Origin of the sequence: Cellulosimicrobium sp. SL-1, assembly GCF_011033075.1 — a bacterium.
Classification (GTDB): Bacteria; Actinomycetota; Actinomycetes; order Actinomycetales; family Cellulomonadaceae; genus Cellulosimicrobium; species Cellulosimicrobium funkei.
This window is the reverse complement of the sequence record NZ_JAACJC010000009.1, coordinates 142,142-155,814: the sequence shown is the minus strand read 5'-3', so window position 1 is coordinate 155,814 and position 13,673 is coordinate 142,142. Positions and strand designations below refer to the sequence as shown.

Annotated in this window: 11 protein-coding genes; 8 read left to right on the top strand and 3 right to left on the bottom strand. The window is 72.7% G+C overall.

The window, feature by feature from the left end:
• Positions 1–17: 17 nt before the first annotated feature.
• The gene (locus GWJ10_RS15020; RefSeq protein WP_021482252.1) at positions 18–569 is read right to left on the bottom strand and encodes a GtrA family protein; all 552 of its coding nucleotides are present in this window, start codon (positions 567–569) and stop codon (positions 18–20) included.
• 110 nt (positions 570–679) lie between these two features.
• Between GWJ10_RS15020 and GWJ10_RS15015 the strand changes: the two genes are divergently transcribed.
• The 3 genes from GWJ10_RS15015 (at position 680) to GWJ10_RS15005 (ending at position 4,716) form a co-directional block, all read left to right on the top strand.
• Positions 680–1,921 (top strand): 5-(carboxyamino)imidazole ribonucleotide synthase, encoded by a 1,242-nt coding sequence (locus GWJ10_RS15015; RefSeq protein WP_163188310.1) that lies wholly within the window; start codon positions 680–682, stop codon positions 1,919–1,921.
• Complete coding sequence (gene purE, locus GWJ10_RS15010) at positions 1,918–2,436, top strand: 5-(carboxyamino)imidazole ribonucleotide mutase (protein ID WP_061267482.1); 519 nt, start codon at positions 1,918–1,920, stop codon at positions 2,434–2,436. Before GWJ10_RS15015 ends, purE begins: the two co-directional genes overlap by 4 nt.
• Positions 2,437–2,589: 153 nt before the next feature.
• Entirely contained in the window at positions 2,590–4,716 is a 2,127-nt protein-coding gene (locus GWJ10_RS15005; protein WP_061267483.1) for an acyltransferase family protein, read from the top strand.
• A 16-nt stretch (positions 4,717–4,732) separates the two neighbouring features.
• Here GWJ10_RS15005 and GWJ10_RS15000 read toward each other — a convergent pair whose 3' ends face one another.
• Together GWJ10_RS15000 and GWJ10_RS14995 are read right to left on the bottom strand one after the other, a co-directional pair.
• Entirely contained in the window at positions 4,733–6,163 is a 1,431-nt protein-coding gene (locus GWJ10_RS15000; protein WP_163188308.1) for an LCP family protein, read from the bottom strand.
• A 4-nt stretch (positions 6,164–6,167) separates the two neighbouring features.
• Positions 6,168–7,448, bottom strand: coding sequence for an LCP family protein (locus tag GWJ10_RS14995; RefSeq protein ID WP_241005836.1), 1,281 nt, complete (start codon positions 7,446–7,448; stop codon positions 6,168–6,170).
• A 155-nt stretch (positions 7,449–7,603) separates the two neighbouring features.
• Between GWJ10_RS14995 and GWJ10_RS14990 the strand changes: the two genes are divergently transcribed.
• From GWJ10_RS14990 to GWJ10_RS14970, 5 genes are all read left to right on the top strand, one after another.
• Positions 7,604–8,569, top strand: coding sequence for a glycosyltransferase (locus tag GWJ10_RS14990; protein WP_241005835.1), 966 nt, complete (start codon positions 7,604–7,606; stop codon positions 8,567–8,569).
• A complete protein-coding gene (locus GWJ10_RS14985) occupies positions 8,566–9,414 on the top strand; it encodes a glycosyltransferase (RefSeq protein WP_061267484.1) in 849 nt (282 codons plus the stop codon). The genes GWJ10_RS14990 and GWJ10_RS14985 overlap by 4 nt, the downstream gene beginning before the upstream one ends.
• 195 nt (positions 9,415–9,609) lie before the next feature.
• Complete coding sequence (gene glf, locus GWJ10_RS14980) at positions 9,610–10,797, top strand: UDP-galactopyranose mutase (protein WP_061267485.1); 1,188 nt, start codon at positions 9,610–9,612, stop codon at positions 10,795–10,797.
• The gene (locus tag GWJ10_RS14975; RefSeq protein ID WP_061267486.1) at positions 10,794–12,806 is read left to right on the top strand and encodes a glycosyltransferase; all 2,013 of its coding nucleotides are present in this window, start codon (positions 10,794–10,796) and stop codon (positions 12,804–12,806) included. The genes glf and GWJ10_RS14975 overlap by 4 nt, the downstream gene beginning before the upstream one ends.
• Positions 12,803–13,672 (top strand): ABC transporter permease, encoded by an 870-nt coding sequence (locus GWJ10_RS14970; protein ID WP_061267487.1) that lies wholly within the window; start codon positions 12,803–12,805, stop codon positions 13,670–13,672. The genes GWJ10_RS14975 and GWJ10_RS14970 overlap by 4 nt, the downstream gene beginning before the upstream one ends.
• Position 13,673 lies beyond the last annotated feature (1 nt).

Here is a 13,673-nt window from a genome sequence, read left to right as displayed (position 1 = left end):
TCCGGGACGCGCGCGGCTCAGTCGGCCCGCACGTCCGCAGGGGGGCGCGTCGCGCCGTCCGCGGTCTTCGCCGGGGTCGCGGCGTCGGGGCGGTCTCCCGTGAAGACGAGGTGGCGGTACGCGACGTAGCGGAACGCCGTGCCCAGGGCGAGCCCCACGACGTTCGCCGAGATGTTCTTGGCGAGCGGCGACGTCAGCCCGAGCGCGTACGTCGAGATCGCGAGGCACCCCACCGCGATGAGCATGCCGCCCACGTTGACGACGACGAACGCGGCGAGCTCGCGCCCGCGCGACTGCGTGCGCCGGTCCGAGAACGTCCAGTACCGGTTGCCGACCCACGCCACGAGCGTCGCGACGGCGACGGAGACGATCTTCGCGGTGAGCGGCTTGTGCCCGAGCAGCTCGCCCGGGCCGAAGCTGAGCAGGTTGAACAGGCCGAGGTCGACGACGTACGCGAGCGCGCCGACCGACCCGAACTTCGCGAGCTCGCGGACCCGCGCCAGCACGCGCTCGCGGCGCGACCCGGACGTCGCGGACGTCTCCGCTCGTCGGTCCAGGTCGTTCACCACCCCTCGAGGCTACCGGCCGGTCCTGGCCCCCGCCCGGGTGCCGTCCGCCGTCCGTCCGACGGGCGGTCGAAGGAGGGTCGCCCCACGGCCAGGCACTAGGGTGGGTGCACGTGGCAGCCCCAGTGATCGCCGTGGTCGGCGGAGGACAGCTCGCACGCATGATGGCCCCCGCGGCCGGAGAGCTCGGCGTGCACCTGCGCGTGCTCGTGGAGGCCGCGGACTCGTCCGCGGCCCAGGTCGTCGTGGACGCGCCCGTCGGCGTCGCGTCCGACGAGGCCGCGGTCCGCTCCCTCATCGCCCCCGCGGGCGCCGCCCCGGCGGACGTCCTGACGTTCGAGCACGAGCACGTCCCGAACGCGCTGCTCACCGACCTCCTCGAGCACGGCACGCCCGTGCGCCCGGGCCCGGACGCGCTCGTCCACGCCCAGGACAAGATCGTCATGCGGCGCCGGCTCACCGAGCTCGGCGTGCCGTGCCCGCGCTGGGCCGCGCTCCCCACGGACCCGACGGCGGCGCGGGCAGCGCTCACCGGCTTCCTCGCCGAGGTCGGGGGCGAGGCCGTGGTGAAGACGGCGCGCGGCGGGTACGACGGCAAGGGCGTCCGCGTGGTCTCGGCCGCGGAGGGCGGCCCCGAGCAGGTGGCGGAGTGGATCGAGGCCGCCGCGACGGACGGCCCCGAGCTCCTCGTCGAGGAGAAGGTCCCGTTCGCGCGCGAGCTCGCCGTGCTCGTCGCCCGGCGCCCGAGCGGCGGCGCGGACGGGCGGGGCGAGGTGCGCACGTGGCCCGTCGTGGAGTCGATCCAGCGCGACGGCGTGTGCGCCGAGGTGATCGCGCCCGCGCCCGGTCTGACCGACGGCGAGGCGCAGCGTGCGCGCGACGCCGCCGTGCGGATCGCCGAGGGGCTCGGCGTCACGGGGGTGCTCGCGGTCGAGATGTTCGAGGTCGCGGGGGAGGACGGCCCGCGCGTGCTCGTGAACGAGCTCGCGATGCGTCCCCACAACTCCGGCCACTGGACGATCGACGGCGCGATGACGAGCCAGTTCGAGCAGCACCTGCGGGCCGTCCTGGACCTCCCGCTCGGCGACACCGCGGCGACCGCGCGCTGGACCGTGATGGCGAACGTCCTCGGCTCGACCCTCGACGAGCTCACCGACGCGCTGCCCGACGTCCTCGCCGCGTTCCCCGACGCCCGAGTCAACCTCTACGGCAAGGGCGTGCGCCCCGGGCGCAAGCTCGGCCACGTCAACGTGAGCGGCGACGACCTGGACGACGTCCGGCGCCGGGCGCTGGCCGCCGCCGCGACCCTGCGGGGCGAGCGCCCCGCGACCGACCCGAGCGAGGAGCGCGCATGAGCCAGAACCCCGTCGTCGGCATCGTCATGGGGTCGGACTCCGACTGGCCCGTCATGGAGGCCGCCGCCGACGCGCTGGCCGAGTTCGACGTGCCCGTCGAGGTCGACGTCGTCTCCGCCCACCGGATGCCCGTCGAGATGATCGACTACGGCCGCACCGCCGCGGAGCGCGGCCTGCGCGTGATCGTCGCGGGCGCCGGGGGAGCGGCCCACCTGCCGGGCATGCTCGCCGCCGTGACGCCCCTGCCCGTCATCGGCGTCCCGGTGCCGCTGCGCCACCTCGACGGCATGGACTCGCTGCTGTCGATCGTCCAGATGCCCGCGGGCGTCCCCGTCGCGACGGTGTCCGTCGGCGGCGCGCGCAACGCGGGCCTGCTCGCCGCGCGCATCCTCGCCGCGGGCACCGACGACGACGCCGCGCGGCTGCGCGAGCGCATGGTGGCCTTCCAGGCAGACCTGGGGGAGCAGGCTCGTGCCAAGGGTGCGCGACTGCGGGCGGCGCGCTCCGGCCTCTGAAGCCTCGGGCGCCACCGGCGTGGTCCGTTTCGGGGCACGCGCGCCGACCGGGTAGCCTCGAACGGATCCTCGGCGACGCGAGGAGCGGGTGCGGTGCGCCCGCCGGGGGAACGCGTCGGCGAGGCCGCCGCCCCCTCGACAAGGATGACCAGCATGACCCCACCCCCCTGGGCCGCCGGCCTCTCGGAGGCCCGCGCCAGCGGTGCGGTCGCGCCGGTGCGCCGGCACGCGCGGCCTCGCGGGGCCGGTGCGCCCGCGACGGCCGGGTACCGTCACGACCTGGACGGCCTGCGCGCCGTGGCCGTGCTGCTGGTCGCCGTCTACCACGTGTGGGTGCACCGCGTCTCCGGCGGCGTGGACGTCTTCCTCATGCTCTCGGGGTTCTTCGTCGGCGGGGGACTGCTCCGGAGCTTCGCCCGGGGGGCGCCCGTCCGCCTGCGCGACTATCTACCCCGGCTTGCCCGGCGCCTGCTGCCGGCTCTCGTCGTCGTGCTCGCGGCGGTGCTCGTCGCCAGCATGGTGTGGCTGCCGCGTACCCGGTGGGGCGACGTCTCGGGAGAGACCCTCGCCTCGCTCCTCTACGTGGAGAACTGGCGGCTGGCCGTCGGCGAGCACACCTACGGTGCCGCGGACGCGATGCAGAGCCCGCTCCAGCACGTGTGGTCGCTGTCGGTCCAGGGCCAGGTCTTCGTCGGGGTCCCGCTCCTGCTGCTCGCGGTCTGGTGGTGCACCCGTCGGTGGGCGTCGCCCGCTCGGCTCTCGGCGGTGCACGCGACGGTGGTCGTCCTCGCCGTCGCGTCGTTCTTCTACGCCCTCGTCTCCGTGCGTCTCGACCAGTCGTTCGCGTACTACGACACCTTCGCCCGGTTGTGGGAGTACCTCACGGGGACGCTGCTCGCGCTCGCGGTCGTGCGCGCGCGGGTCTCGCGCGGGTGGAGCGTCGTCGGCGGGTGGGTCGGCGTCGCGGTCCTGCTCGCCGCCGGTCTCGTCGTGGACGGCGGCTCGTCCTTCCCCGGCCCCGCGGCGCTCGTGCCCGTCGCCGGTGCCGCGCTCGTCGTGCTCGCCGGTGCGACGTCCGACGGACGGCTCCCGCGGGGCTCCGTCTCCCGCCTCCTCGCGTCGACGCCCGTCGCGCGGGCGGGCGGCTACGCCTACACCTTCTACCTGTGGCACTGGCCGGTGCTCGTGTTCGCGATCGTCGTGCGCGACCGGCCCGTGGGGTGGCTCGCGGGCACCGCGGTGCTGCTCGTCGCCGGGGCGCTCGCCTACGCGACCCGGCGCTGGGTCGAGGTCCCGCTCCGTTCGGCCACGCCACGTCCCCGGACCGACGGGCTGCGCGGCCTGCGAGTCGCGGTCGCGGTCGCGGCCGCGCTCGCCGTCGCGCTGCCGCTGGGGTGGTTCGGCCAGCTCGAGATCCAACGGCGGTCGTTCAGCACCGTGGACACCGCGAGCTTCGAGGGGTTCCCGGGGGCGATGGAGGTGGCCGCGCCAGGGGTCTTCTCCGTCGAGAAGGACGCCACGCCGGTCCCCGACCCCGTGACCGCACCGTTCGACGTGGCGCTGCCGACACGGGACGAGTGCGTCACCTACAACGAGGACACGACCGTGGTGCGGTGCACCTACGGCGACGAGACGGCGCGGACGGTCGTCGCGGTCGTCGGCAACTCCCACGCGGAGCAGTGGGTCGACGCCCTGTCCGGGATCGGCTCCGTGTCGGGGTTCCGGGTCGTGACCTACCTCAAGGGCGGGTGCCCGTTCTCGCTGGACACCCCGGAGGAGAACCCGTGGCAGTCCTGCCGGGACTGGAACACCGAGGTGGTCGAGGAGCTCGTCGAGTCGCCGCCCGACGCGGTCTTCACCATCGGGACGCGGTACTCGTGGAACGACGACAGCATCCCGGGCAACGAGTTCGTGCCGCCGGGGTACGTGCGGGCCTGGGAGGCCCTCGACGCCGTGGGCGTCCAGGTGGTCGCCCTCCGCGACACGCCGTGGCTGCTGGAGTCGGCTCCGGACTGCGTCGCCGTCAGCAACGACCCGACGGTCTGCGCCGTCGAGGCGACCAGCGTGCTCGACGTGCGGAGCCCGGCCGACGACATGGAGCTGCCCGCCAACGTCGCGCTCGTCGATCTCAACGACATCGTGTGCTTCGACGGGGTGTGTCCCTACGTGCAGGGCAATCGCATGGTCTATCGGGACAACAACCACCTGACGCAGGCGTACGTCCGCTCCATCGCCCCGGTGCTCGAGGAACGCGTGCGGGACGTGCTGCCGGTCTTCTGACCCCGTCCGTGGTCCGCTACTGCGGCAGCCCGCCCACCTGGCCGGGTGCGAGGTTGCCGTCGCGGATGTCGACCCAGAACTGGCCGACCGTCTCGGGGTCGAGCTGCACGGTCGCCCCCAGGTTGCCGCCGGGGCGGAAGTCGGGGTTCGAGATCGGTGGGGTGCCGGTGATGCCGTCCGGCCCGTTGGCCTTGCGGAACGCGAGCGCGAGCTTGCCCAGGTCCACGACGCCGGTCTTCTCGTCGACGGTGAGCGCCCCCAGCCCGGAGTCGAGGAGCGAGACCTGGTCGCCCGGGCGGAAGAGGATGCTGGGGTTCGCGGCCTGCGAGCTGATCGCGCCGATGACCTGGCGCTGGCGCTCGGCCCGCCCGATGTCGCCCTTCGGGTCGGAGTACCGCATCCGCGAGAACGCGAGCGCCGTGTGCCCGTCGGCGACGTGGCAGCCCGCCGTCCAGACGAGCTCGCTCTTCGGGTCGTCCACGTCGTAGTCGAGGCACAGCTCGACCCCGCCGACGGCGTCCACGATCCCCTCGACACCGCCGAACCCCACCTCGACGTAATGGTCCACCGTGAGACCGGTGAGCTGCTCGACGGTCTGCACCAGCAGCGCCGGGCCGCCCCAGGAGTACGCCGAGTTGAGCTTGCTCGACCCGTTCCCCGGGATCTCCGCGTACGTGTCGCGCGGCAGGCTGATGAGCGCGACCGGGCCGCTCGGGGGTGCGTGGAGGACCATGATCGTGTCGGTGCGCGCGCCCTCGGTGCCGTCCTCGCTGATGCCGTCGCCCCGCGCGTCCGACCCGGCGAGCAGGTAGGTGTTGCCGGCGGTGCCGGGAGCGCCGGAGAGCGCCTCCACGTGCTGGATCTTGCCGTTGGCCCAGATGAGCAGGCCGACGGGCCACGCGAGGATCGCGACGATGACGACGCCGGCGACGAGGCCGACGACGCGGCCCTTGCGGACGCGGAAGCCGCCGCGACGAGAGGGCCCGAGGGCCGACGGGGGCCGCCCGCCGCCCGGACCGCCGGGCCCGGCCGGGCGCGGACGAGAGGCCGCCGTGGAACGGCCCGGGCTCGCGGTCGCGGCGCGTGCGCTCGCGTGCGGGGACGACGAGACGCGAGCGGGTGCCGAGCGCTCGGCAGAGCGCGCCGGTGCGACGGACGGAGGCAGCGCCGTCGCGGCGGGCTCGCTCCGGGAGCGCGTGCGTCCGGCGGGCGGCGCAGGCGGCGGCGTCCCCTTGCGAGCCGGGGTCACCGGGATCTCTCGCGACGACTGACGTCGGATGCGCGGCTCGGCCCGGACGGCGTCGTCGGGAACCGACCGCGCCGGCGGCCGGGGGCGACCGCTGTTCCCGACGGCGATCGCGTCGTCGGCCGACGAGGGCCGGGGCGAGCGACCGCCCTGGGGCGTGAAGCTCGGCGGCAAGGACCGGGGGTCGCGTGGGTCGGTCATGGGGTCACCCGCACTGCGAGGTCTGGTCGGCGGCGGAGAACGCCTCCTTGCCGGCTTCCTTCGACTGCACCGGCGCCGGGTCGGTGGCGGCCGGGTCCGGCGCGGGGGCGTCGTCTCCCTCCGTGACCGGCGGGGCGTCGGTCGCGCTGTCGTCCGCCGGCGGGGAGGCCGGGGCAGCGGGCGCGACGATCGGCTCGTCGGCGCGCACCTTCGCCCACAGCTCGTCGGCCTCCGAGGTCCAGACGACCTTCGCGTCGGGGTCCCGCGGGTCCGGCGCGTTCGGAACGGTCATGAAGGTGATGTTGCCACTGGTCGCGCCCTGGAGGCTGAAGGCGAGCCCGGCGAGGCTCGGGATCGACGAGAGGTTGTCGCTCATCGTCAGCGACTTGGTGCCCGCGTCCACGAACCCGTAGATCTGCCCGAGGTCCGAGAGCAGGTTCTTCGACAGCACCTGGTTGACCGTCGCGGCGAGGAGCTGCTGCTGGCGGCCGATGCGGCTGAGGTCCGACCCGTCTCCGACCCCGTAGCGTGCCCGGGCGAACCCGAGCGCCTGGGCGCCGTCGAGCGTCTGCCACCCGGCGGCGAGCTGCAGGTCGGCCTTGGGGGAGTCGATCGCCTCGGGGATGCAGATGGGAACACCGCCGATCGCGGTCACCATGTTCTGGAAGCCCGCGAAGTCCACGACGACGAAGCCGTCGACGTACACGTCGGTGAGGCTCTCGACGGTCTGCACCGTGCACGCCGCGGCGGAGTCGACGTCCCCGCCGACCGTCGCCCCGTCGGCGAACGCGGCGTTGAAGCGCGTGTTCGCCGGCGCGGTCTTCTTCCCGTTCGTCGTGGTGCACGCCGGCACGTCGACGCGCGAGTCGCGCGGGATCGAGATCATCTCCACGCGCGAGCGGTCGGCAGAGACGTGCACGAGGATCGTGGTGTCCGAGCGCATGCCCTCGACGCCCTCGACCTCGTGGCCGTTCTCCCCTCCGCGTGCGTCGGAACCCATGACCAGGACGTTCAGCGGCTTGCCGGCGTTGGGGTCGCTGGGGTCGGGGACGGTCTGCTCCGGCCGGTCCTCCACCAGCTCCAGCGCGTTCGACGACGTGATGTTGCCCTGGATGCTCGTCAGCGCCGTCGCCCCTCCGACGGCCCCGAACGCGAGCACCGCCGTCGCCACCATGCCGACGGTGCGTGCCACCCGGTGGGTGCGCAGCGTCCGCGCGTGCGCGGGCCCGCGCGGCGGCGCGGAGGCTGCCGCGGCGCGGTCCTGGGCTCGGGTGCGGGATGTCACGGGAGTCGAGCATAGGCCGCCCCTGCAACGGCGCGGCGCCTGCGCGGAGCGCGGGTGGTGGAGGACTTGTGCAGGCGGACGGCCCGGCGCCCCGGGGCGGCGCTGGAGCCCGGTCGCGGTCCGGTAGCCTGCTCGTCGTGTCGAGAACGGGTGGGGTGTCCGCCGAGCCCCGGGTGGTCGCGGTGGTCGTGGCGTACAACCGGCGCGACCTGCTCGTCGAGTCGCTCGACGCCCTCGCGGGGCAGACGCGCGCCGTCGACGCGGTGCTCGTGGTGGACAACCGCTCGGACGACGACTCCGCCGTCGTCGCCGGCGAGCACCCCGTCGGCGCGACCGTCCTCGAGATGTCGCGCAACACGGGCGGCGCGGGCGGCTTCGCGGCCGGGATAGCGCACGCCGTCGCGTCGATGGACGCGGACCTGGTCTGGCTCATGGACGACGACACGATCCCCTTGCCCGGTGCGCTCGAGGCGCTCCTCGAGGCGAGGGCTGCCTACCCGGGGCCCGTCGCGCTCCTGGGCAGCCGCGTCGTCTGGCACGACGGCCGCGAGCACCCGATGAACACTCCCCGCACGAGGCCCGGAGCCTCGCCCCGCGCCTTGTCGCGCGCGGCGGAGGCCGGCTCGCTCCCGGTGCGGTCGTCGTCCTTCGTCTCGATGCTGGTCGACGCCCGGGCCGTCCGGCACCACGGGCTGCCCGTCGCCGACTACTTCATCTGGAACGACGACTTCGAGTTCTCGTGCCGCCTCCTGCGGCACGGGACCGGCCTGTACGTCCCCGGCTCCGTCGTGGAGCACCGGACACGGACCTTCGGCGCGACCGACGTCGACCCGGGCGAGCGCTTCTACTACGAGGTGCGCAACAAGCTCTGGATGCTGCTTCGCTCGCCCGCTCTCGCACCCGAGGAGCGCGTGCTGTACGCGGGGTCGTCCGCGCGGCGGTGGGCTCGTACCTTCGCCCGGTCGTCGCGGCGCTCGGTCCTGGTGCGCTCGGCCGCGCGCGGCCTCCGGGACGGCCTCGTGCGCGGCCCGCGTCCGACGTCGCAGGTGCTGTCGGGCGCGACGCCCTGGGGAGACGAGGTCGTCGCGATCGAGGACGGCGTGCGGACGGGGGGACGGTGAGCGCCCCGTTCTCGGTGCTGCTCCCGGTCTACCGCGGGGACGTCGTCGCGCAGCTCCGCCGCTCCTTCGAGTCGGTCACCGCGGAGCAGACCCGGCAGCCGGCGCAGGTGGTCATCGTGCGTGACGGTCCCGTCGGCCCCGAGCTCCGCGCACTCCTCGCGGCCCTGCCCGCCCGGTCGCCGGTCCCGGTGGAGCTGGTCGAGCTCGAGCGTAACGTCGGGCTCGCGCTCGCGCTCGAGGCGGGCCTCGAGCGCTGCGCGCACGAGATCGTCGCCCGGCAGGACGCCGACGACATCAGCCGTCCTGCCCGGTTCGAGCGGCAGATTCCCCTCGTCGAGTCGGGGCTGGACATCGTCGGATCGGCGATCGAGGAGTTCGAGGACGAGTCGGAGGACGAGGGCGTCGCCGAGGGCCACCTGGTGCGGGTCCCGCCGCTCACCGGTGCGGAGATCGAGCGCGCCGTCCGCTTCCGCTCGCCGTTCAACCACCCGTCGGTCGTCTACCGCCGGTCGGCCGTCGCCGCGGCCGGAGGCTACGAGGACCTCCCGCTCATGGAGGACTACTGGCTGTTCGCCCGCATGATCGCGGGCGGTGCTGCCACGGCCAACGTCCCGGAGCCGCTCGTCCTCTACCGGGTGGGTGCCGGGTCGTACTCCCGTCGCGGGGGGACACGGCTGCTGCGCTCGGAGCTCGAGCTCCAGCGTCGGCTGCGGAGCATCGGGATCACGACCCCGGCCCAGGAGCTGCGGAACTCGGTCGTCCGCGGGGGCTACCGGCTCGTGCCGGAGGCCGTGCGTCGTCGTGCCTACGGGGCCTACACCCACCGCAAGCACGGCGGGGGATGAGAGCGGGCAGGGGCGTCGTCCGAGGACCGACGCCCCGGCCACCGGCGCGACGGCACCTGCGGGCCCGGTGCACCGCCCGAGCGGGCGCCCGAGGTGAAGGTTCGGTGAGGGAAGCCGGCCCCCGACCCCGGCGTCCGAGCGCGCGCCGCCTGCACGCTAGGCTTTGGTGGCTGCAAAACCAACTGAGGAGTGTGTGTGGACGCGGATCTTGTCGTCGTGGGTTCAGGCTTCTTCGGCTTGACCGTCGCTGAGCGGATCGCCGAGGAGCACGGCCGGAAGGTCCTGGTCATCGATCGGCGGAGCCACATCGGCGGCAACGCCTACAGCGAGCCGGAGCAGTCGACGGGGATCGAGGTCCACCGGTACGGCGCCCACCTCTTCCACACCTCCAACGAGCGGGTGTGGGAGTACGTGAACCGCTTCACGGCGTTCACGAGCTACGTCCACCGCGTGTACACCACGCACCGGGGCGAGGTCTTCCCGATGCCGATCAACCTCGGCACGATCAACCAGTTCTTCCGGTCGGCGCACGGACCGGACGCCGCGCGGGCGCTGGTCAAGGAGCTCTCGGCGGAGCTGGGGGACAAGAAGCCGGAGAACCTCGACGAGCAGGGCGTGTCCCTCATCGGCCGACCGCTGTACGAGGCGTTCATCCGGGAGTACACCGCCAAGCAGTGGCAGACCGACCCCCGCGACCTCCCGGCGTCGATCATCTCCCGGCTGCCCGTGCGTTACACGTACGACAACCGCTACTTCAACGACACGCACGAGGGTCTGCCCGTCGACGGCTACACGGCGTGGATCGAGCGCATGGCGGACCACAAGAACATCGAGGTCCGGCTCGGCGTGGACTTCTTCGACGAGTCCCAGCCGGTGAGCAAGGGCAACGTCGTTGGCAACGTGCCGGTCGTCTACACGGGTCCGGTCGACCGCTACTTCGACTACGCCGAGGGCGACCTCTCGTGGCGCACGCTCGACTTCGAGGAAGAGGTGCTCCCCGTCGGCGACTTCCAGGGCACCCCGGTGATGAACTACGCCGACGCCGACGTGCCGTACACCCGCATCCACGAGTTCCGGCACTTCCACCCCGAGCGGGACTACCCCACGGACAAGACCGTGATCATGCGGGAGTTCTCACGCTTCGCGGAGAAGGCGGACGAGCCGTACTACCCCGTGAACACGGCGGCGGACCGTGCGCGCCTGCTCGCGTACCGCGACCTCGCGGCCGGTGAGAAGGACGTCCTCTTCGGCGGCCGGCTCGGCACGTACAAGTACCTGGACATGCACATGGCCATCGGTTCGGCACTGTCGATGGTCGACAACAAGCTCGCTCCGCACTTCGCCCGCGGGACGAGCATCGAGAGCGGGGGCGTTGACGCATGAGCACCCAGACCCAGCAGACCGCGACGGACGAAGCGGCCGAGAGCGTCGAGCACCGGATCGTCCAGCGCGTGATCCTCCCGATCGAGGCCGACTCCGACAGCCTCCCGCTGTACGTCGAGGCGGGTGAGATGCGGGCTCGGCAGATCCAGACCGACCTCGAGTCCCTGTGGAGCCGGTCGCAGCAGAGCGACTCGTTCTCCCGCTCGAGCGAGCAGGTCCGGTCGCAGGACATCAACGGGCGTTTCTCCATGCTCGTCCGCCCCGGCCGCCGCATCTCCTTCGCGACCTACTTCAACGCCTTCCCGGCCAGCTACTGGCGCCGCTGGACCGTCGTGGAGTCCGTCCGCCTCACCGTGGCCACCTCGGGTCCCGGCTCCGTGACGGTGTACCGCTCGAACGCCCGCGGGGTCCAGCAGCGCGTCACGTCGGTCCAGGTGTCCGGCGACACGACGACGGACCTCGACCTCTCGCTCGCCCAGTTCGGCGACGGCGGCTGGTACTGGTTCGACCTGATCGGGGGGGCGGAGCCGTTGCTCCTCTCCCACGCCGAGTGGTCCGTGGACGCGGCCGCCCGCCGCGAGGGCACGACGAGCGTCGGCATCACCACGTTCAACCGCGCGGACTACTGCCTCGAGACCATCCGGACGGTGGCGGAGAGCCCCGAGGTGCGCGAGATCCTCGACGAGCTGATCGTCGTCGACCAGGGCACCCAGCGCGTGCGCGACCAGGACGGCTTCCCGGAGCTCGAGGCCGAGATGGGCCCGCAGCTCAAGCTCGTCGAGCAGGGCAACATCGGCGGCTCGGGCGGCTTCTCCCGCGGCATGTACGAGACGCTGCAGTCGGGGAAGAGCGACTACGTCATCCTGCTCGACGACGACATCGTGCTCGAGCCCGAGAGCATCCTTCGGCTGGTGAGCTTCGCGGACTTCACGCGCAAGCCGACCATCGTCGGCGGGCACATGTTCGACATGTACAACCGGTCGGTGCTGCACACCTTCGGCGAGGTCGTCGAGCCGTGGCGCATCCAGCCGGGGCTCCCGCACGCGGACATGGAGAACGGCCACGACTTCGGATCCTCGGGCCTGCGTGCGACGCCATGGCTCCACCGCCGTGTCGACGTGGACTACAACGGCTGGTGGATGTGCCTGATCCCGGTCGAGGTGATCCGCGAGATCGGGCTCTCGCTGCCGGTCTTCATCAAGTGGGACGACGCGGAGTATGGTCTGCGCGCTCGTGCGCACGGCTACCCGACCGTCTCTCTGCCGGGTGCGGCCGTCTGGCACGTCTCGTGGGCGGACAAGGACGACCTCGTCGGGTGGCAGGCGTACTTCCACGAGCGCAACCGCCTCATCACGACCCTCCTGTACTCCCTGTACGAGCGCGGTGGGCGCGTCCTCCGCGAGTCGACGTACATGGACGTCAAGCACCTCATCTCCATGCAGTACTTCTCCGAGCGCGGACGACTCATGGCGATGCGCGACGTGCTCGCCGGGCCGGAGCAGCTGCACGGGATCATCGGCTCCAAGCTGCCCGAGATCCGTGGCATGGTGCAGGACTTCAGCGACGCGCGGTACGCGCCCGACGCGGACGCCTTCCCGGCGCCGGCGCCGAGCAAGCCGCGTAACAAGGGCCGTGGGGTCCAGATGCCGAGCCGGGTGGCGCTCGTGCCGTGGGCGGCCAAGACGATGGTGCGCCAGATCGTCGTGCCCGTCGACGACGAGCGGGCCGACCGCCCGCAGACCCTCGTGTCCCACCAGGACGCGCGCTGGTGGCGGCTGTCGCAGTACGACAGCGCCATCGTGTCCAACGCCGAGGGCACGGGTGCGTCCTGGCACCGCCGGGACCCCCGGGTCGTCCGCGAGATGCTCACGGAGGGTCTGAAGCTGCACGCGCAGCTCTTCGCACGATGGGCCGAGCTCCGCAGCGCCTACCGTGACGCGCTTCCCGTGATCACCTCGGTGGAGGAGTGGGAGCGCACGTTCGCGGCCAACCCCCCTGCACAGCGGTGAGCACGGCCGCCGCAGAAGAGCGCCCTCTGGTCGAGCCCGGTCGCGGGCACGGGCTCCTCGACGTCGTCAGGCACAGGTTCCTCCTGCGTCTCGTCGTCAAGAAGGAGCTGCGTGTCCGCTACCGGGGCTCGGTCCTCGGGATGCTCTGGTCCTACGTCAAGCCGGCGGTCCAGTTCATCGTCTTCTACCTCGCGCTCGGGCTGTTCCTCGGCCTGAGCAAGGGGGTCGAGGACTACGCCGTCTACCTCTTCTCGGGGATCGTCGTCGTCAACTTCTTCGGCGAGGGATTCTCGAACGCCACGCGCTCGGTCGTCGGCAACGCCGCGCTCGTGCGGAAGATCTACCTCCCGCGCGAGCTGTTCCCGGTCTCGTCGCTGTGGGTCTCCGCGGTGCACTTCTTCCCGCAGCTGCTCGTGCTCCTCGTCGGGGCGATCTTGTTCGGCTGGCGTCCCAACGCCGCCGAGCTGGGCGCGGGGCTGCTGGGCTTCTGCATCGTCGCGGTGCTCGCCCTGGGTCTCGGACTGCTGTTCGGCGCGGTCAACGTGTTCTACCGCGACGCCGAGAACTTCGTCGACCTCATCGTCATGGTCGCGACCTGGCTCAGCCCGGTGCTGTACCCGTGGCAGGCGGTGCGCGACGTCGTGCCCGAGTGGTTGTTCGTCGTCTACCAGCTCAACCCTCTCACCGCGGCGGTCGAGCTGTTCCACTACGCGTTCTGGTACCCGGGGACCACGAGCGGCACGGTCGAGATGCCGCCGCACCTGTGGCTGTTCGCGGTCGCAGGGCTCGTCATCTCGCTCCTGGTGCTGTTCGCCGGGCAGTCCGTCTTCAAGCGTCTCGAGGGGCGCTTCGCACAGGAGCTGTAGG